General features: G+C 68.6%; 19 protein-coding genes and 1 pseudogene. 11 read left to right on the top strand and 9 right to left on the bottom strand.

Features of this window, described 5'->3' with window-relative positions; all coding sequences use genetic code 11:
* The first annotated feature begins 34 nt into the window (after positions 1–34).
* The 3 genes and pseudogenes from cysD (at position 35) to FHR72_RS24095 (ending at position 3,591) form a co-directional block, all read left to right on the top strand.
* Positions 35–1,007, top strand: a pseudogene (gene cysD / locus FHR72_RS24105) (sulfate adenylyltransferase subunit CysD).
* Entirely contained in the window at positions 1,007–2,863 is a 1,857-nt protein-coding gene (gene cysN, locus FHR72_RS24100; RefSeq protein WP_183473321.1) for a sulfate adenylyltransferase subunit CysN, read from the top strand. The pseudogene cysD and the gene cysN overlap by 1 nt, the downstream one beginning before the upstream one ends.
* Positions 2,860–3,591 (top strand): 3'(2'),5'-bisphosphate nucleotidase CysQ, encoded by a 732-nt coding sequence (locus FHR72_RS24095; protein WP_183473319.1) that lies wholly within the window; start codon positions 2,860–2,862, stop codon positions 3,589–3,591. Before cysN ends, FHR72_RS24095 begins: the two co-directional genes overlap by 4 nt.
* Here the strand turns inward: FHR72_RS24095 and FHR72_RS24090 are convergent.
* A complete protein-coding gene (locus tag FHR72_RS24090) occupies positions 3,578–4,048 on the bottom strand; it encodes a hypothetical protein (protein WP_183473317.1) in 471 nt (156 codons plus the stop codon). The genes FHR72_RS24095 and FHR72_RS24090 overlap by 14 nt on opposite strands.
* A gap of 78 nt (positions 4,049–4,126) precedes the next feature.
* On the opposite strand from FHR72_RS24090, the gene FHR72_RS24085 reads away from it, so the two are divergent.
* Both FHR72_RS24085 and FHR72_RS24080 read left to right on the top strand, forming a co-directional pair.
* Positions 4,127–4,726 (top strand): cysteine hydrolase family protein, encoded by a 600-nt coding sequence (locus tag FHR72_RS24085; protein WP_183473315.1) that lies wholly within the window; start codon positions 4,127–4,129, stop codon positions 4,724–4,726.
* Positions 4,727–4,735: 9 nt separating this feature from the next.
* A complete protein-coding gene (locus FHR72_RS24080; RefSeq protein ID WP_183473312.1) occupies positions 4,736–5,212 on the top strand; it encodes an Rrf2 family transcriptional regulator in 477 nt (158 codons plus the stop codon).
* On the opposite strand, the gene FHR72_RS24075 is transcribed toward FHR72_RS24080, so the two are convergent.
* Positions 5,209–5,595 carry a VOC family protein gene (locus FHR72_RS24075; RefSeq protein ID WP_183473309.1) on the bottom strand — a complete coding sequence of 129 codons (387 nt, stop codon included), beginning with the start codon at positions 5,593–5,595 and terminating at the stop codon, positions 5,209–5,211. The genes FHR72_RS24080 and FHR72_RS24075 overlap by 4 nt on opposite strands.
* Positions 5,596–5,670: 75 nt before the next feature.
* Here FHR72_RS24075 and FHR72_RS24070 point away from each other — a divergent pair, with 75 nt between their 5' ends.
* Complete coding sequence (locus tag FHR72_RS24070; protein WP_221194356.1) at positions 5,671–6,690, top strand: nitronate monooxygenase; 1,020 nt, start codon at positions 5,671–5,673, stop codon at positions 6,688–6,690.
* A 12-nt stretch (positions 6,691–6,702) separates the two neighbouring features.
* On the opposite strand, the gene FHR72_RS24065 is transcribed toward FHR72_RS24070, so the two are convergent.
* The 3 genes from FHR72_RS24065 to FHR72_RS24055 are packed head-to-tail and all read right to left on the bottom strand — an operon-like array spanning position 6,703 to position 9,591.
* Positions 6,703–7,581, bottom strand: coding sequence for a DUF4097 family beta strand repeat-containing protein (locus FHR72_RS24065; RefSeq protein WP_183473303.1), 879 nt, complete (start codon positions 7,579–7,581; stop codon positions 6,703–6,705).
* Between the two features lie 40 nt (positions 7,582–7,621).
* Positions 7,622–8,266 (bottom strand): response regulator transcription factor, encoded by a 645-nt coding sequence (locus tag FHR72_RS24060; protein WP_183473300.1) that lies wholly within the window; start codon positions 8,264–8,266, stop codon positions 7,622–7,624.
* Positions 8,257–9,591, bottom strand: a complete 1,335-nt coding sequence (locus FHR72_RS24055; protein ID WP_183473297.1) for a sensor histidine kinase — start codon at positions 9,589–9,591, stop codon at positions 8,257–8,259. The genes FHR72_RS24060 and FHR72_RS24055 overlap by 10 nt, the downstream gene beginning before the upstream one ends.
* Before the next feature lie 197 nt (positions 9,592–9,788).
* On the opposite strand from FHR72_RS24055, the gene FHR72_RS24050 reads away from it, so the two are divergent.
* From FHR72_RS24050 to FHR72_RS24040, 3 genes are read left to right on the top strand one after another with little or no spacing between them, the layout of a single operon-like run.
* The gene (locus FHR72_RS24050) at positions 9,789–10,922 is read left to right on the top strand and encodes a TDT family transporter (protein ID WP_183473294.1); all 1,134 of its coding nucleotides are present in this window, start codon (positions 9,789–9,791) and stop codon (positions 10,920–10,922) included.
* Between the two features lie 32 nt (positions 10,923–10,954).
* Positions 10,955–11,836 carry an LLM class flavin-dependent oxidoreductase gene (locus FHR72_RS24045; protein WP_260156209.1) on the top strand — a complete coding sequence of 294 codons (882 nt, stop codon included), beginning with the start codon at positions 10,955–10,957 and terminating at the stop codon, positions 11,834–11,836.
* Between the two features lie 24 nt (positions 11,837–11,860).
* Positions 11,861–12,565 (top strand): DUF899 domain-containing protein, encoded by a 705-nt coding sequence (locus FHR72_RS24040; protein ID WP_183473291.1) that lies wholly within the window; start codon positions 11,861–11,863, stop codon positions 12,563–12,565.
* A 10-nt stretch (positions 12,566–12,575) separates the two neighbouring features.
* Here FHR72_RS24040 and FHR72_RS24035 read toward each other — a convergent pair whose 3' ends face one another.
* From FHR72_RS24035 to FHR72_RS24020, 4 genes are all read right to left on the bottom strand, one after another.
* Positions 12,576–12,794 (bottom strand): hypothetical protein, encoded by a 219-nt coding sequence (locus FHR72_RS24035; RefSeq protein WP_183473288.1) that lies wholly within the window; start codon positions 12,792–12,794, stop codon positions 12,576–12,578.
* Between the two features lie 213 nt (positions 12,795–13,007).
* On the bottom strand, positions 13,008–14,126 hold the full coding sequence (locus FHR72_RS24030) for an acyl-CoA dehydrogenase family protein (RefSeq protein ID WP_183473285.1): 1,119 nt from the start codon (positions 14,124–14,126) through the stop codon (positions 13,008–13,010).
* Positions 14,127–14,140: 14 nt separating this feature from the next.
* Positions 14,141–15,298 carry an acyl-CoA dehydrogenase family protein gene (locus tag FHR72_RS24025; RefSeq protein WP_183473282.1) on the bottom strand — a complete coding sequence of 386 codons (1,158 nt, stop codon included), beginning with the start codon at positions 15,296–15,298 and terminating at the stop codon, positions 14,141–14,143.
* Between the two features lie 81 nt (positions 15,299–15,379).
* Positions 15,380–16,210 (bottom strand): DUF1460 domain-containing protein, encoded by an 831-nt coding sequence (locus FHR72_RS24020; RefSeq protein WP_183473279.1) that lies wholly within the window; start codon positions 16,208–16,210, stop codon positions 15,380–15,382.
* 103 nt (positions 16,211–16,313) lie between these two features.
* Here FHR72_RS24020 and FHR72_RS24015 point away from each other — a divergent pair, with 103 nt between their 5' ends.
* Positions 16,314–17,249: a lytic transglycosylase domain-containing protein gene (locus FHR72_RS24015; protein WP_183473276.1), complete on the top strand. Its 936-nt coding sequence runs from the start codon at positions 16,314–16,316 to the stop codon at positions 17,247–17,249.
* Positions 17,250–17,542: 293 nt separating this feature from the next.
* A complete protein-coding gene (locus FHR72_RS24010) occupies positions 17,543–18,331 on the top strand; it encodes a peptidoglycan-binding protein (RefSeq protein WP_183473273.1) in 789 nt (262 codons plus the stop codon).
* The last annotated feature ends 19 nt before the right edge of the window (positions 18,332–18,350 follow it).

Raw genomic sequence — 18,350 nt, 5'->3', positions numbered from 1 at the left:
CAGCCGGAAAGGACATCCGGCACAATTCCGGGTTATGGCCATAAAGATGGTCAAATCTACCAACTTTACGAGGAATGATGACCGCGACCGATGAGCTCACGCAGAACGCGGGGCGCTACGAGCTGAGCCACCTCCGTGCGCTGGAGGCCGAGGCGATCCACATCATCAGGGAGGTGGCCGCGGAGTTCGAGCGGCCGGTGCTGCTGTTCTCCGGCGGCAAGGACTCCATCGTGATGCTGCACCTGGCCATCAAGGCCTTCCGGCCGGGACGGCTGCCGTTCCCCGTGATGCACGTCGACACCGGGCACAACTTCGACGAGGTGCTGCAGGCCCGCGACGACCTGGTCGCCGAGTCCGGCGTGCGCCTGGTCGTCGCGAAGGTGCAGGACGACATCGACGCAGGGCGCGTGGTGGAGACCATCCCGTCGCGCAACCCGATGCAGACGTTCACGCTGCTGCGCGCGATCCGGGAGAACAAGTTCGACGCGGCCTTCGGCGGCGCCCGCCGGGACGAGGAGAAGGCGCGAGCCAAGGAGCGGGTGTTCAGCTTCCGCGACGAATTCGGCCAGTGGGATCCGAAGAACCAGCGACCCGAGCTGTGGACCCTGTACAACGGCAGGCACCGCAAGGGCGAGCACATCCGCGCCTTCCCGCTGTCGAACTGGACCGAATTCGACATCTGGTCCTACATCGGGGCCGAGAAGATCGCGCTGCCGTCCATCTACTACGCACACCAGCGCAAGGTCTTCGAACGCGACGGCATGCTGCTGGCGGTGCACAAGTTCCTGCAGCCGCGCAAGGACGAGCCGATCATCGAGAAGACCGTGCGGTTCCGCACCGTCGGTGACGTGACGTGTACGGGCTGCGTGGAGTCCACCGCGGCGACGGTGTCGGAGGTCATCGCCGAGACCGCGATCTCGCGGCTCACCGAGCGCGGCGCCACCCGCGCCGACGACCGGATCTCTGAGGCGGGCATGGAAGATCGCAAGCGTGAGGGGTACTTCTGATGGGTTCGTCGACCACACTTCTGCGCATCGCGACCGCCGGTTCGGTCGATGACGGCAAGTCCACCCTGATCGGCCGGCTGCTCTACGACTCCAAGGCCGTGATGGAAGACCAGCTGGCCGCCGTCGAGCGCACCTCCAAGGAGCGCGGCAACGACTACACCGACCTCGCACTGGTCACCGACGGTCTGCGCGCGGAGCGCGAGCAGGGCATCACCATCGATGTCGCTTACCGCTACTTCGCCACGGCCAAGCGGAAATTCATCATCGCCGACACGCCGGGCCACATCCAGTACACCCGCAACATGGTCACCGGCACGTCGACCGCGCAGCTGGCGATCGTGCTCGTCGACGCCCGCCACGGGCTGCTCGAGCAGTCCCGCCGGCATGCGTTCCTGGCGTCGCTGCTGGGCATCCAGCACATCGTGCTCGCCGTGAACAAGATGGACCTGATCGACTGGGACAGGGAGCGGTTCGAGAGCATCCGCGACGACTTCCACGACTTCGCCGCCCGTCTGGACGTGCACGACGTCACGACGATCCCGCTCTCGGCGCTCAACGGCGACAACGTGGTGACCAAGTCCGACGTCACCCCGTGGTACGAGGGACCGTCGCTGCTGGCCCACCTCGAAGAGGTCTACATCGCCGGGGACCGCAACCTCGTCGACGTCCGGTTCCCGGTGCAGTACGTGATCCGGCCGCAGACCCGCGAACATGCCGACCACCGCAGCTACGCGGGGACTGTGGCCAGCGGCGTGATGCGTCCCGGCGACGAGGTGACGGTCCTGCCCGCAGGCCTGACGTCGCGCATCACCGAGATCGAAGGACCCGGTGGGCCGGTCAAGGAAGCGTTCCCGCCGATGGCGGTGTCGATCAGCCTCGCCGACGACATCGACATCTCCCGCGGCGACATGATCGCGCGGCCCAACAACCAGCCGCGTGTGGCCCAGGATTTCGACGCGACGGTCTGCTGGATGGCCGACGCCGAATCGCTGGAACCGGGCCGCGACTACATCATCAAGCACACCACGCGGACCACCCGCGTGAAGGTGACCGGCCTGGACTACCGCCTCGACGTCAACACGCTGCACCGCGACAAGACAGCGACGGCACTGAAACTCAATGAGCTGGGCCGTATCTCGCTACGGAGCCAGGTGCCGCTGTTGCTCGACGAGTACAGCCGCAACGCCGCTACGGGTTCGTTCATCCTGATCGATCCGAACACCAACAGCACCGTCGCGGCGGGCATGATTCTGCCGTACGTCTCAGCGCGCACATCGAGCCCCAACACGGTGCGGCACGAGTCGCTGTGCACGTCGGAGGACCGCCTCACCAAGGGCCGGACGGTGTGGTTCACCGGTCTGTCGGGGTCGGGCAAATCGTCGGTGGCGATGCTCGTCGAGCAGAAGCTGCTCGAAAAGGGTGTTCCCGCCTACGTTCTCGATGGCGACAACCTGCGCCACGGGCTCAACGCCGACCTCGGGTTCTCGATGGACGACCGTGCCGAGAACCAGCGCCGGCTCGCCTACGTCGCGTCGATCCTGGCCGACTCCGGTCAGGTGGTTCTCGTCCCGGCGATCAGCCCGCTGGCCGAGCATCGTGAGCTGGCCCGCAAGGTGGCCAACGAGCAGGGTCTCGACTTCTTCGAGGTGTTCTGTGACACCCCGCTCGAGGATTGCGAGAGTCGCGACCCGAAGGGCTTGTACGCCAAGGCCCGCGCGGGCGAGATCACGCATTTCACCGGTATCGACAGCCCCTACCAGCGGCCCAAGAACCCGGACCTGCGACTGACGCCGGACCGCACGCCCGACGAGCACGCCGAGGCCGTGATCGCACTGCTGGAAAGCCGGGGCCGATGAGCGATCACGAGCTGGCGGCGCGACTGGCCACCGAGGCCGGCGCGCTCCTGCTCGACGTGCGGGCCGAACTCGCCGAGGCGAGTGCGCAGGACCGCAAGGCCGCGGGCGACCAGAGGTCCCACGACTTCCTGCTCGCGGCCCTGACCGAGCAGCGACCCGACGACGCCGTTCTGTCGGAGGAAGGTGTCGATGACCCGGTGCGGTTGTCGGCCCGGCGCGTCTGGATCGTCGACCCACTCGACGGGACACGAGAGTTCTCCGAACTGGGCCGCACGGACTGGGCCGTGCACGTGGCGCTCTGGGAAGGCGGTGAGCTCGTCGCCGGTGCGGTCGCGCTGCCTGCACAGGGGGTCACACTCGCCACGCCGACGGTGCCGGTGCCCCCAGCGGCCCCGGGTGCGCCGCGCGTCGTGGTGTCGCGGACCCGACCGCCGGCCGTCGCGCTGGAGGTCAAGGACGCGCTCGGTGGTGAACTCGTCGAAATGGGTTCCGCCGGAGCCAAAGTGGCGTCGGTCGTGCAGGGGATCTCGGATGTCTACGTGCATGCGGGCGGCCAGTACGAGTGGGATTCGGCCGCCCCCGTGGCCGTCGCGCGGGCGGCAGGTCTGCACACGTCCCGCATCGACGGCTCACCGCTGGTCTACAACCAGCGGGACTCGAAGCTCCCCGATCTGATCGTGTGCCGCCCTGAACTCGCTGACGCGGTGCTGGCCGTCACTGCCCGCTGACCGCGGGGTCTCCGACACCCGGGCAGGCTTTGACGAGTTCGCCGACGGTGGTCATCATGCCGTCGAGTGCGCCCATGAATTCCTTGTCCGGCAAGGCGTTCAGATCCGCTGCATCCCTGCGGCTTTGGCTGAACGCGTCGAAATCGTCGGCGATCTCGTCGACGTCGGCGCGCAGCGCGGGGGATTCGATGGTGGCGGCCACTGCCCGGATGTCGTCGGCCACCTTCGCCTCAGCGGCGGCAGATCGAGCGGACTCGGCGGGGTCCCGCGACGTGCCCGGCATGGCCGCGACCGTCTCCGCGCGGGCGGGAACCGCGATGCGCAGCGCGGTGTCGACCTGTGCACAGTCCGCGGTCAACTGCTCGGGCTCAGAGTCCCGGTCCGTCAAGGTCATGATGAGCGCGAAGGCCGGTATCACGATGACCGCCACGGCAAGCATGATGAGTCGCGCCCTCACCCGATCGAGTCTAGGGGCCGCGGGCAGGGGTGCCGACCGGTAAATCCGCGCCGGTCCACGCACGGTTAGGCTGCGAGCGTGTCTGATCCCACCACCCTGCGGGCGCTGGCCGGCCTGCCCCTCGCCCCGGTGAGCCTCGCCGATTCCGCGCTCGTGCTGATCGACTGCCAGAACACCTACACCCGAGGCGTGATGGAACTCGACGGAGTGCAGCAGGCGCTCGACGAAGCCGCCACGCTGCTCGATCGGGCCCGCACCGCGGGCATCCCGGTCGTCCACATCCAGCACGACGACGGACCCGGCTCGCTCTACGACATCGAGGGGGAGAGCGGGGCCATCGTCGACCGCGTCGCCCCCCGCAACGGGGAGCCCGTCGTCGTCAAGAACTATCCGAACGCGTTCGTCAACACCGATCTCGACGACATCCTGAAGTCATCCGGAGCGTCGAATCTGGTGCTGGCGGGGTTCATGACGCACATGTGCGTGAACTCCACCGCCCGCGGCGCGTTCAACCTCGGGTACGCGCCGACCGTGGTCGCCGCCGCGACGGCCACCCGGACTCTGCCCGGACTCGACGGCGACGCGGTGCCCGCCCGGGCCCTGCACAACGCCAGCCTGGCCGCGGTCGCCGACCTGTTCGCCGTGGTGGTGCCCGGCCAGGAGGACATTCCCGGCTAGCCTGGCCCCATGCGGATGTCGGCGAAGGCGGAGTACGCCGTCCGCGCGATGGTCCAGCTCGCGACCGTCGACGACGGTGCGCTGGTCAAGACCGAAGACCTGGCGAAAGCTCAGGGCATTCCGGCCCAGTTCCTCGTCGACATCCTGTCGGACCTGCGCACCGATCGGCTTGTGCGCAGTCACCGGGGACGTGACGGCGGCTACGAGCTGGCCCGGCCTGCCGCGGACATCAGCATCGCCGATGTGTTGCGCTGTATCGACGGCCCGCTGGCGAGCGTGCGCGACATCGGTCTGGGCGACTTGCCGTACACGGGGCCCACCACCGCTCTCACCGACGTCTGGCGCGCCCTGCGCGCGAGCATGCGCTCGGTCCTCGAACAGACCAGCCTCGCCGATGTCGCCCTCGGTGAGCTGCCCGACCATGTCCGGGTCATGGCCGACGACTACCGAGGCCAGGAAGAGGCGCGCGGCCACTCGGTCAGCTAGGAGCCCGATCCGTACGGGCGGGTGAGAATCTCCAGGTAATGCCCGCCCGGGTCCTGGAAGTACACGCCACGGCCGCCGTCGTTGTGGTTGATCTCGCCGGGGTGCGCGCCACGGGGATCGGCCCAGTGCGGCAATCCCCGTTCGCGGATCCGGCCGTAGATGGCATCGAAATCGTCTTCGGACACCAGAAACGCATAGTGCTGCGGGGCGATCGCATCGTCGTCGCCGACGTCGGCGTAGTCGAGGCTGACCTCGCCGACGGCAACCACCAGGAACGGCCCGAAGGGTTTCGGGCTCGGCAGGCCGAACAGGCCGGTGAGAAACTCCGCCGACGTTCGCTTGTCCCGGGCGGCGACGATGGTGTGGTTGAGGGTGATGGCCATCGCGTCGAGGATAGAACGGGCCGCGTCCGCTGTTCCAGTAGGAACGACCACGGAAAATGATACGAAAGGCACGTGATGTTCGACCTTCGTGAACTCAGCGCACCGGTGCTCGTCGCCCCGATGGCAGGCGGTCCGTCCACCCCCGAGCTCGCAGCTGCCGGCTCAGCGGCAGGCGGGCTCGGATTCGTCGCCGCCGGGTACCTCACCGCGCAGGCGTTCGCCGACGCGCTGTCCAGGGCCCAGGCGCTCACCACCTCGCCGGTGGCCGCCAATCTCTTTGTGCCGCAACCCAGTGCAGCCGCGCCGGCGGCGATCGAGGAGTATGCCCGTGCGTTGGCCGCCGAGTCCGAGCGGTACGGCGTGAATCTCGGCGAGCCCAGGTTCGACGACGACGGTTGGGCCGCCAAGATCGAGGTGCTGCTCGATCTGCGCCCGGCCGTCGCCTCGTTCACCTTCGGACTGCCCAGCGCCGACGAGCGGCGCCGTCTGGGCGCGGCGGACATCGCCGTCGCGGCGACGGTCACCACCCTGGCTGAGGCACGCGCCGCCGCCGCGATCGACGTCGACGTGCTCGTCGCCCAGGGCCCGTCGGCGGGCGGGCACCGCGGCACGTTCGACCCGTCCGCCGACCCGGCGACCGAGTCGCTCGACGACCTGCTCGGCGCGCTCACCGCCCACCTCGACATCCCCGTCGTGGCCGCCGGCGGGCTGATGACGGCCGACGACGTCCGCCGCGTCCGTGACGCCGGGGCGGTCGCCGCGCAGCTGGGCACCGCGTTCCTGCTCGCCGACGAGGCCGGCAGCAGCGCCGTGCACCGAGCCGCGCTGGTCGAGGGCCAATACACCGAAACCGTGGTCACCAGAGCCTTTTCCGGACGGTACGCCCGTGGGCTGCGCAACCGGTTCATCGACGAGCACGAGGCGCAGGCGCCGCTCGGCTACCCCGAGGTGCACTATCTGACCAGCCCGGTGCGTAAGGCCTCGATCGGCGCCGGCGACCCCGACGCGGTGAACATCTGGGCCGGAACGGGCTTCCCGAAGATCCGTGGCGGGTCCGCAGCCGACATCATCGCCGCGGTGAGCGCCGGGGCGTGACCACACGGCGGGTCAGTCCAGGTCGTTCACGACGACATCGCCGGTGTCTGCGCGTGCCGTGATCACCGATGCGGCGTTGTCGCGGTCCCGCGTGCGGGGGACCCGGACGACGGTGTTGCCCTGGTCCATCTCGGTGACCGCGTCGACGTAGTAGGGCCCCGGCGGGGGGAGCGACACGACGACGTCACCGTGTTCGGTGGCGGCGTCCACTGTCCGCGGGGGCTCGGCGAAGTCGACGCTGATGTCACCGTTCGTCGTTGTCGCACTGAATGATTCGCTCACCGCTATCGGCTCTCGCGTCGTGACGTCGCCGTGCTGGTTGACGATCTCGATCCGCCGTGCCGAGCCGCTGAGGATGACGGCGCCGTCGACGGTGCGGGCCGTCAGCTGGTCGATGTCGGCCTGGGCGAACACCACGCCCGTCTCCTGCTCGGTGGTCACCGAGACGCGGCGGGCCAGCTCGGGAGGCAGGACGACGGTGATCTCCCCGGCCCGGCCCCACTGCAGGAACTGCGAGGGCTCGGCGTCGATGGTGACCCGTGCGGTGGTGCCGTCCGCGGTGACGGCCAGCGGATCGGCGCCGGCACGGGCGGAGTTCACCATCCGCATGTCCACCCTGGGTTCCCGGGCCTCGCGGTCGGCGGTGATGCGCACCGCCACCGGGACCGAGCCGGTGTCCACGGTCACCGAGGTCAGGGTGGCCGGCAGCGCGGTGGAGTCCTTCACGACGCGGAAGGAACTGATTCCCCACGCGGCGGTGCTCAACGACACGACGAGTCCGACGATCATGAGCGCCGCGGCGAGGGTGAGGAGCACGCGGACCGCCGTGCGGCCGCCGGGGGACAGCGGTGGGGGCGGCGAGGTGGGTGCGGGAGCGAGGGTGGTGGTCACGGGGTACCTTTCCGGGCCTTCAGGATTGCGGAATCGGGCGTCAGGATTCGAGGTAGCGCAGCACCGCGAGCACGCGGCGGTTCTCGCTCTCGTCGGGCGCGAGGTTCAGTTTCGAGAAGATCGAGGCGATGTGTTTCTCGGCCGAGCCGACCGACATGTGCAGGCCCGAGGCGATCGCCGAGTTCGTCTTGCCCTCGGCCATCAGTTGCAGCACTTCGTGTTCCCTGGGGGTCAGCGCGTGGAGGATGTTGCGGCGGTGCGAGCGCACGAGGATCTGGGACACCACCTCGGGGTCGAGGACCGTCCCGCCCGAGCCGACGACCCGCACCGCATCCAGGAATGCCGGCACGTCGGCCACCCGGTCCTTGAGCAGGTAGCCGAAACCCCTTGTGTCGGAGGCGATCAGGTCGGCCGCATACCGCTCCTCCACGTAATGGGAGAGCACGAGCACCGGTGATTCCGGATTCTGGCTGCGCAGCAGCGCCGCGGCCCTGATGCCCTCGTCGGTGAATGTCGGCGGCATCCGGACATCAAGGATGGCCAGGTCGGGGCGCTCGTCGTTGACCAGGCGCAGCAGGTTCGTCGCATCGGGCACCCCGGCGACGACCTGGTGGCCGGCGTCGGTGAGGATCCGTTCGATGCCGGCCCGCAGCAGGGCCGAATCCTCGGCGATCACTACGCGCACGGCAGCACCGCGCTGACGATCGTCGGTCCGGTGGCCGGGCTGCTCACCGAGAACGTCCCGCGGGCCGCACGCACCCGTTCGTCGAGTCCGCGCAGGCCGGTGGCTTCCCCGTCACCGTGGTCCTCTACGACGCGCGCACCGCCCCTCCCGTCGTCGAACACGCTGACGTGCAACTGCTGAGCGGTCTCGTCGAGGCGCACGGTGACCGCGGCGGTGGTGGCCCCCGAATGGCGGCTGACGTTCGTCAGCGCCTCGGCGACGACGAAGTAGGCGCACGCCTCGACCTCCTCGGGCAGCCGGCGCGGCAGGTGCACGCTCAGCGTCGTCGGAACACCTGAGTTCGCCGCGCGCTGCACCACCGCCGACAGGGCGGCGTCGAGGCCGCGGTCGGACAGGATGGTCGGCGCGATGCCGCGCACCACGTTGCGCAACTCCACGAGCGCGCTCTTGGCGTCGTCGTGCGCTTCGGCGATCAGCTCCTTGGCCGCGGGCAGATCGGTGTCGAGCTTCGTCTGCGCCAGCCCGATCGTCATGGCCAGCGACACCAGTCGCGGCTGCACGCTGTCGTGGAGGTCGCGTTCGATGCGGTGCCGTTCGGTCTGTGCCGACGTCACCGCACCCTGGCGCGCATCGGCCAACGCGCTCACCTCGTGCTGCAGCGCCGCAGTGGGCGACGCCGGCAGCAGCCAACGGTCGATCGTCGCGTCGAGCACCGGCGCGAACACCACCAGCGCCACGGCGGCGGCCAGCGCCACCAGCGCCAGCAGCCACGCCAGCGGTGTGGGCAGGAATGACAATCCGGCGTCGGGATCGCTGTGCCCGACGGCGATCGCGGCCGCGGGGGCCAGGAAAGCGAACGCCAGCAGTGCGACGGCGAGGGCGGTCACCGACGCGTCGTAGATCATCCGCAGGTAGTGGTGGGCCGCCGATTTCCAGAACCGGGCGCTGCTCACGTCCAGCCACAGCTGATGGGCCCACCGCTGGAAGCCGGTGTAGGGCGACAACCGGCGCGCGGGCACCCCGATGCCCATACCGAAGATGGCTTCGGAGCGCACCCGTTCGACGCGGTCGACACCGCGCATCACGTAGATGAACGCCACGCCGGCGATCACGAATCCGATGATGCTCGGGATCGACGAGACCGCAATGACCAACAGGGCCAACGGAATCCAGAACCAGACCACCGCGAAGGCTCCTCCGACGAGCAGCGACGCGCTGGCCGGGACGCCGAGCATTCGGCGGCGCGGTGCCGGGGGAGCATCGGCCGACTCGGGTACGTCCACCGGTGCGGTGTCGACGGCATCTGTCTCGGTGACTGCAGGCATGAAACCAACCTATGGATCGGCACGCCGCGGCGACACAACGTTTTCCCGAGAATCCCCCGGGGGAAAACCACCCCTCCCTGCGACTCCATACGGCCCTATACGTGCCCCCTCTGCACCGCGAGCGCGCGTGTCTGCCCGTCGACACGCCGCCCCGAGCCGGCATTTCGCGCGCGCTCGCGGTCGCCATACTGAGCGGCATGACCGCGGAGACACCGGAGCGCCGGCCGACCATCCTGGGTTATCTCGGGCCGAACTGGTTCGCCTCGGTGATGGGCACCGGCATCGTCGCGACCGCCGGCGCCACCCTCCCCGTACTACCGGGCCTGCGGGCCTTCGCGCTGGTGGTCTGGGTGGTCTCGGCGCTGTGGCTGGTGGTGCTGATGCTGGCCATGCTCGCGCACTGGCTGCGCAACCCGACCGTGGCGCGCAGTCACGCCCGCAACCCGACGATGGCGCACTTCTACGGGGCGGCCCCGATGGCCCTGTTGACCGTCGCATCGGGCGCGCTGCTGATCGGCCATGACCTGATCGGTGCACGACTGGCTGTCGACCTGGCGTGGGCGCTGTGGGTGGCGGGGACGCTGGGCGGGCTGGTGACGGCGATGAGCATCCCGTACCTGATGTTCACCCAGTACCGCGTCGAGCCCGATGCCGCGTTCGGCGGCTGGCTGATGCCGGTGGTGCCGCCGATGGTGGCCGCCGCCACGGGAAGCCTGCTGATCCCGCACATGGCGCCCGGCCCGGGCCGGGCGACGATGCTGTACGGCTGCTACGCCATGTTCGGCCTGTCGTTGATCGCGTCCCTGATCATCATCACGATGGTGTGGAGTCGCCTCGCCCACTTCGGCACCTCGGGCACGGCCAGAGTGCCCACCCTCTGGATCGTCCTCGGTCCGCTGGGCCAATCGATCACTGTGGCAGGACTTCTCGGCACCGACGCGGCGCTGGCCGTCGACGAGAAGCTGGCCGACGGGATGCGGGTGTTCGCGGTGCTCTACGGGGTGCCCGTGTGGGGGTTCGCGGTGCTGTGGATCGCGCTGGCCTCCGCGCTGACCGTGCGCACCCTGCGACGCGGAATGCCCTTCGCGTTGACGTGGTGGAGCCTGACCTTCCCGGTGGGCACGTTCGTCACCGGTACCACCCAGCTTGCGGTGCACACGTCACTGCCGGCGTTCCGCTATGCCGCCGCGGTCGCCTACCTCGGCCTGCTGTCCACGTGGCTGCTGGTGGCGGTACGCACGTTCCGCGGCGGTCTGCGGGGAGGCCTGTTCGCGCCGCCCGGCACCGACCCGATCCGGGCATACAAGGACCCGCCCGCCGCGGCGCGCTGACACCTGCCAGAATCGCCGACGTGCGTATCGGGATGACGATGCCGGTGATGGAACCCGGCCTCGACCGCCAGACCTTGAAATCGTGGGCGCAGCTGGTCGACGGCGCCGACTTCTCGTCGCTGTGCTGGGGTGAGCGGATCGCGTTCGACAATCCGGAGAGCCTGACGCTGCTGGGGGCGCTCGCCGCCTGGACCGAGCGCGTCCGGTTGGTGACCACCGTCGTCATCCCACAGCTGCATGATCCGGTGATGCTCGCCAAACAGCTCGCGACCGGCGACATGCTCTGCGAGGGCAGGCTGACCGTGGGCATCGGAGTCGGTGGGCGACACGAGGATTACCGCGCCGTCGGCGCCGATCCCGCCACGCAGACGATGCGTCAGATGGCCGACCGCGTCGCGGTGATGAAGCGGGTCTGGGCGGGCGAGAAGATCACCGAATCGACGCTGCCGGTGGGTCCGCCGCCGGCGCAGCCGGGTGGACCCGTACTGCATGTCGGCACGCTCGGATCGAAGACGGTGCGCAGCGCGGCCGCCTGGGCGGACGGCCTGGCCGGCACCACGCTCGATCTGGACGTCGACAAACAGGTTGAACTGTTCGACGTGGCGCGGGACGCCTGGCAGCAGGCGGGCAAGGGCGCACCCCATCTGGCGACGTCGTTCTGGTTCGCGATCGGCGAGGGCGACACGCCTCGGGCGCAGGTGCACCGCCACCTGCTGCGTTACATGAACTGGATTCCGTCGGAATTCGTCGATGCGATGGCGCCCACCACCGGATTCGCCGGCACCGTCGAGGAGCTTCGAGAGGTGTTGCAGCGCTTCGCGTCCGTCGGCACCGATGAGATCCACCTCATCCCGACGAACTCGGACATCGATCAGGTGCGACAGGTGGCGGAGCTGATCACCGACTTCGGTTGAGTGTGCGGTGGCAAGCTCGGGGGCATGGACACCGCCGCAGCCGACGAGACCCCGAGAGCATTGCCGCCGATCGTGTCGCGCGCCGAGTGGGAGAAGGCCCGCGCCGCTCTTCTCGTCCGTGAGAAGGAACTCACCCGTCTCAAAGACGCTGTCAGCGCGGCGCGTCGCCGGCTGCCGATGGTCGAGATCGACACGCCGTACGTGTTCGACACCGAGGCGGGCCCCCTGACGTTGGGGGACCTCTTCGACGGACGCCGCCAGCTGATCGTGCAGCACTTCATGTTCGGGCCGGATTGGGACGAAGGGTGTAGCGGTTGTTCGATGATGGCCGACCACGTAGGTCCCCTGTCCCATCTGCACGCCAGGGACACGTCCTTGGTGCTGGTGTCCCGGGCGCCGGTGGGCAAGCTGGTCGCGTTCAAAGACCGCATGGGTTGGGACCTACCGTGGGTGTCCTCGGGCACCACCACGTTCAACGACGACTTCGGCGCCACCGTCGACGGCGAGGAGCGCCATTCGATCAGTGCGTTCCTGCGTGACGGCGACCGCGTGTTTCACACGTGGCAGACCTTCGACCGCGGGGAGGAAACGTTCATGATGGTGTTCGACCTACTCGACCTGACCGCCTATGGGCGGCAGGAGGATTGGGAGGATTCACCGGTAGGGTGGCCCCAGGGGCCACCCTACGGGTGGTTCCGGCTCCACGACGCGTACAGCAGCGCCGAGTGAACGGGTGGTGCTAGTTGAACCATTTCCACGGCTTGTCCCAGTGACCGGGCGGGACGCCGACCCACTGGCCGATATGGCCGGGCGGCACATCGACGATCTGACCCACATGCCCGGGAGGCAGCGGCTCCCACCACTTCGGGTCTGCCGACGCCTGGCCGGCGCCCAGGAACATTCCGGTGCCGAGGCCCGCGGTCACCGCGGCCGCCACAACAAACTTCTTCACCTGCATCGTGCGCTCCTTGCCTGATCGGATGCTCGTTTCAGGGTGTACCTATGTTGTATCGCTTTTTGTGCCCGAAGTATTACCCGGCGAGCGCCCATTTCTCGAACGCGGGGACGCGGCACGGACCCGGCGGCTACGTCGCACCGTGGTTTCACCTGGTGTGATCCGAGCGGCAGCAAACAACACAGCCGAAAGGGTCTACCAGGTCACACCAGCTGCCTACGCGGTGGTGCTGACCGAGATGACCTCGTAGTCGTCGAGCTGGCCGATCAGCACATGCAGCTGGTCCTGGGTCGAGCCGAACGTGTTCTCGATCGCCGTCAGTCGCGCCGCGTAGTGCCCGATGGGGTATTCGGCCGTCACGCCGATGCCGCCGTGCAACTGGATCGACTCCTGGGCGATGTGGCGGCCGGAGCGGCCGATCTGCAACTTGGCGCGCGCGGCGATCGTCTCGTCGAGGTTCCCGTCGGCGACCGACATCGCCGCATACAGCGCCATGCTGCGGGCCAATTCGAGCGACACGTACATGTCGGCAGCGCGCTGAGTGAGCGTCTGGAACTTGCTCAGGGTCACTCCGAACTGCTTGCGCTGCGTCAGGTACTCCGACGTCAGCCGCAACGACTCCTCCATGGCGCCGAGCGCTTCGGCACACAACCCGGACGAAATACGCACCAGGGCACGGGAAATCGCCTCGGAAGCGTCGACGGCGTCACCCAGCGGCTCGGCCGGTGCCGAGTCGAAGTCGATCTGGGCGCCACGCTGTCCGTCGAAGGTCCGGTACGGCTTACGTTGCGCCGCATCGGCATTGACCAGGAACAAGCCCGTCCCGCCATCCGGCAGCGATGCGCTGACGACGAGCGTGTCGGCGCAGTCGCCAGCCAGCACGGGATTCTTCGTGCCCGACAACGACCACGAGTCCCCCTCTCGCACAGCCTTGGTCGTCACCGCGGCGCCGGGGCGGCGCATTCCCGGCTCGAGGTGCGCGAACGCCAGGAGCCGCTCCCCGCCGGCGACGTCGTCGAGGATCGACCGCTGCTTCTCGGATCCGACCTCGGCGATCAGTGCCCCCGGGCCGAGGGCGCCGTGCAGAACCGGTTCGGGTGCCAGACGGCGGCCGACCTCGGTCAGCACCACCTGGATCTCGAGCTGGCCGCCCGCGTCCTCCTCGAATCCGAGACCCAGGACGCCCACTTCGGCGAGCTGGTTCCACACGTCTCGGCTCCAGCCGAGATCGCTGTCGAGGACCTTGAGGCGACTCTCGATGTCATACGTGCGCGACAGCATGTCGCGCGTGGTGTCGCGAAGCAGGACCTGCTCTTCACTGAGTTGGAAATCCATGTCCGGGCCCTATCTCACAATCCGAGGATGGTCGACGAAATGATGGTGCGCTGAACCTCGTTGCTACCGCCGTAGATCGAGGTCTTGCGGTAGTTGAGGTACCGCGGCGCGCTGTGCTGGGCCCAGCCGGCCGAGGAGATGCCGTCACCGTCGAACGGCAACGCGTCGGCGCCGGCGACCTCCACGAGAAGTTCGGTGGCGACCTGTTGCAGCTGGCTTCCCCGCAGCTTCAGCACCGAGGACGCGGGGTTGGGCTTTCCGGCCTTGGAGCCGGACGCGACACGCATCTGCGTCAATTCCAATGCCAGGATGTCGTTCTCGGCCTCGGCGAGGCGGGCGGCGAACAGCGGATCGTCGATCAGCCCGGAGGCCTTGGCGCGCTCCTTGACCTCCGACAGCCGCAGCTTCGTGCGTCCGACCTGGGCGATGCCGTTGCGCTCGTTGCCCAGCAGATACTTCGCGTAGGTCCAGCCCTGGTTCTCCTCGCCGACGAGCTGATCGGCGGGAACCCGGACGTCTTCGAAGAAGACCTCGTTGACCTCGTAGCTGCCGTCGATCAGCTTGATCGGCCGCAGCGTGATGCCGGGGGTGTTCATGTCGATGAGCAGGAAGGAGATGCCCGCCTGCTTCTTCGGGGCATTCGGATCGGTCCGGACGAGGCAGAAGATCCAGTCGGCGTACTGGCCGAGGGTCGTCCACGTCTTCTGGCCGTTGACGACATAGCTGTCGCCATCACGAATAGCGGTCGTCCGCAGCGACGCCAGATCGGAGCCCGCCTCCGGTTCGGAGAATCCCTGACACCACCAGATGTCCACCGCCGCGGTCGGCGGCAGGAAGCGTTCCTTGATCTCCTGCGAGCCGAACTCGGCGATCACGGGGCCGACCATGTTCGCGTTGAACGTCAGCGGCTCGGGGACACAGGCCAGCTGCATCTCGTCGAGCCAGATCTGCTGCTGGATCGGCGTCCAGTCCTTGCCACCCCACTCGACGGGCCAGTTCGGCACCATGAGCCCGTGGTCGTTGAGGATCTTGTTGCTCGTGACGATGTCGTCGCGGTTGGCCTCGGCCCCGACACGCGTGCGCTCGCGGATCTCCTCGGGGATCTCGGTCCGGTAGAAGGTGCGAAGCTCGTCGCGGAACGCGGCTTCCTCAGGCGTCAGCGCCAGCTGCATGTGCGGCCTCCTGGTTCATCGATGGACCCCCGGCCAGACTAACCACTTGGTTGGGAGTCAAACAGGGGGCCTGCGCACGCGTCACACGACGGGGCGCAGCACCACGATGCCCGGCACGGTCTCCAGATAATCCGTCAGGGGGCTGTCGATGACTCTGTTTTGCGAGGTCAGCGACGAAGCGTTGCGAAAGACGGGTCCGTCGGGCCCGTCGATGTAGATGCCGACATGGGTGACATCGAGCCCGCCGTCGCGCGCGAACGCCCCGACATAGTCACCGGTTCGTAATCGGTCGAGGACTCCGGAGTCCACCTGGTCGCTCGGAATGTAGGTGACCGTCCGGGGGACGACCGGAAGTCCGGGTAGATATACGCCTCCGGAGTCCTTGGCGTTGAGGTTCTTCTCCGTCTCGACGGCGGCGTCGCTGAGCGAGGCCGTGACGTCGGTCGCGACCGCGGGCGCCGAGGCCGCCCAGTCGGTGAAGAAGTGTTTGCGGCTCTCGAACGAGACGTCACCCGACTTGTAGCGGACGTCGACGAGACGGGCCAGGAACTCATCGCGGTCGTCGGACCTCTTCAGGGCCTCGACATAGTCGGCGTAGGTGAAGCAGTCCACCTGCTGCAGGTCCACCACGAGCTGCTCGGGCTCGGTGTCCGAACCGATCAGCGTGTGTGCGCCGTAAGGCGTGCCGAGGAACTGCCGCGAGACGGCGTCGGACCGCGCCCCGGCGTCGGTGTCCGGCACCTCGGCGACTGCGGTGAGCATCGACGCCAGGATCTGTTCGCTCTCGGCGCTGATCTGGGGCGCGGGCGCGGCCTGTGCGGGCGCCGCCCCGAGCGACGGCGCGCCGAGTACTGCGAGCACGACGCCGACCCGCGCGAGCCGGGACCGGACCTTGTCGCCACACGTGGACATCCGGCCACTGTACGTCGCGGCGCCGGCCGCGTTTGTCACACTGGAATAGGCCTCGCGGGAACCAGAGCGCCCGCCCGCCTGCCGCACCGAGGAGAGGAAGGCATTGAGCTGCAACCGTGTTGGCGTCGCCGCCCTGCTCGTCGCCGCTGTCGCCGGGTGCTCGACGCCCGCCCCGCCGCCGGCCGCTGACGCGCCGCGGGTCGAGACCGGTGCCGCCACTCCGGCGCCGCACAGCAGTCGACCTCGACCTCCGGCCGCCCCGCAGCGCGCACAGCCCGTCCTGGCGGCCGACCCGGCCACGATGGCCGATGACCTCGTCGACGACGAGCGGGTGCTCCGGGACCCCGCCGCCACGCCTGCCGCGCTGTTGGCGGCGGCTCGGCGGCAGCAGAAGACCTACCGCGTATTGGCCACTCATCCCGAGTGGGACACCGTCACGCGCCCCAGGGTGCCGCGGCCGCTCCTGGAGGTGTTCGATCGCAATATCGATGCCCGCCGCCAGCTCAGCGCCATGGGCCGGGGCAAGTCCGCACTCCCGGCGTGGCGGGTCCATGCACCGCCACCGGCGGACGAACTGCTGGGCTACTACCGCGCGGCGGAGGCGGCGTCGGGCGTGGGGTGGAACTATCTAGCCGCGATCAACTTCGTCGAGACGGCCTTCGGCAGGATCTCCGGGGTCAGCACCGCCGGCGCGCAGGGGCCCATGCAGTTCATGCCCTCGACGTTCGCGGTCTACGGTGCCGGCACCGACATCCGGTCGCCGCACGACAGCATCATGGCGGCCGGACGCTTCCTCGCCGCCCAGGGGTTCGCCCGCGACCGGGACCAGGCGATCTACCGCTACAACAACTCGCGCCGGTACGTCCGCGCCATCACCCAGTACGCGACGCTGATGGCAACGCATCCCGCGGCCTTCGCCGGCTTCTACCGGTGGGACGTGTACTACAACTCGACGGCCGGCGACGTCGTTCTGCCCGCCGGATACGACACGACCGCACCCATACCCGTCTCGGACTATCTGCGCACGCATCCGCAGTGATCCCGGCCGGTTCCGACAGGGCCGATTCGACGTGGACGACCTCCTCCGGGGCCGGACCCCGGCTTGGGTCACCCCTGAGGCGTAATAGCTAGTTCGGCAAAGCAACGGCAGGACCTGCGCAGAACCGTTCGGCAAACGCACCGTCCCGGGTGATGCTTCGGGAAATTACCGCCGTCGCAGGTTTTTCCAGCATTTCTGTGTTGATGCTGAGGGCCGGTGGGTACTCCGGTCGACACAACTGCGGAGCACGGTTTCGTCCAGCAGCAACGCCGGGCGAGGGAAGCGAGTCGGAAATGAGCACCCAGGGACTGACCCCCGAAGAGCTGTTGGCCGAGAGCGCGATCGCGCTGCCGGACAAAGAGGTCGTATCCATTCTCGACCTCAACGCCGATGTGGATGTCGCCATCGACGCTGCATCGCCCATTGACCTCGCCGCTGCGGCGAACCTGAACGTGGCGGCGCCGATCGACGCCGCAGCCGGGGCCAACGTGCTGGCCTACGGTTCGGGCAGCCAGGCCACCGTCGACCAGGGCACGTCGATCGAGCAGATGCTCGACGCCGATGCCTACGCGACGTCGACCCAGGTCAGCGGTATCGATCAGGGTGGCATGGACACCGACACCGACGAGACGCCCACGGGCACCACGGATGGCACCGGAACCACCGACGGCACCGGAACCACCGATGGCGGAACCACGGACGACGGCACGGGTGCCACGGTCGACACCGGACCCGGGGCGCTCCTGGACGGCAATCTGCTCAACGTCAACGTGAACGTCGACCTCGACTCCGACCTCGCGGCGCCGATCAGCGGCGCGGTTGCAGCCAATGCCAACGTCGCGGCGCCGATCAACGCGGGCGTCTCGGCCAACATCGGTTCGATCGACTCCGACGCGATCTCGGTCGCCGAGCAGGACGCGATCATCAAGCAGACCGTCATCGGCGAGGCCGTCGCCGAGGCCGACCAGACGTCGTCGATCACCCAGGGGGATAGCGACGCCGGAGCCGACACCGGCGGCAGCACCGACTCCTCAGGTGGCGCAACGGATTCCGGTTCCGCCGGTAGCGGCACCGCCGGCTGACCCGGGCCGGGAGCGGAGC

This window comes from Mycolicibacterium iranicum (assembly GCF_014190915.1).
Taxonomy (GTDB): Bacteria; Actinomycetota; Actinomycetes; order Mycobacteriales; family Mycobacteriaceae; genus Mycobacterium; species Mycobacterium iranicum_B.
The sequence above is the reverse complement of the archived record's forward strand: the minus strand, read 5'-3'. Positions and strand labels throughout refer to the sequence as shown.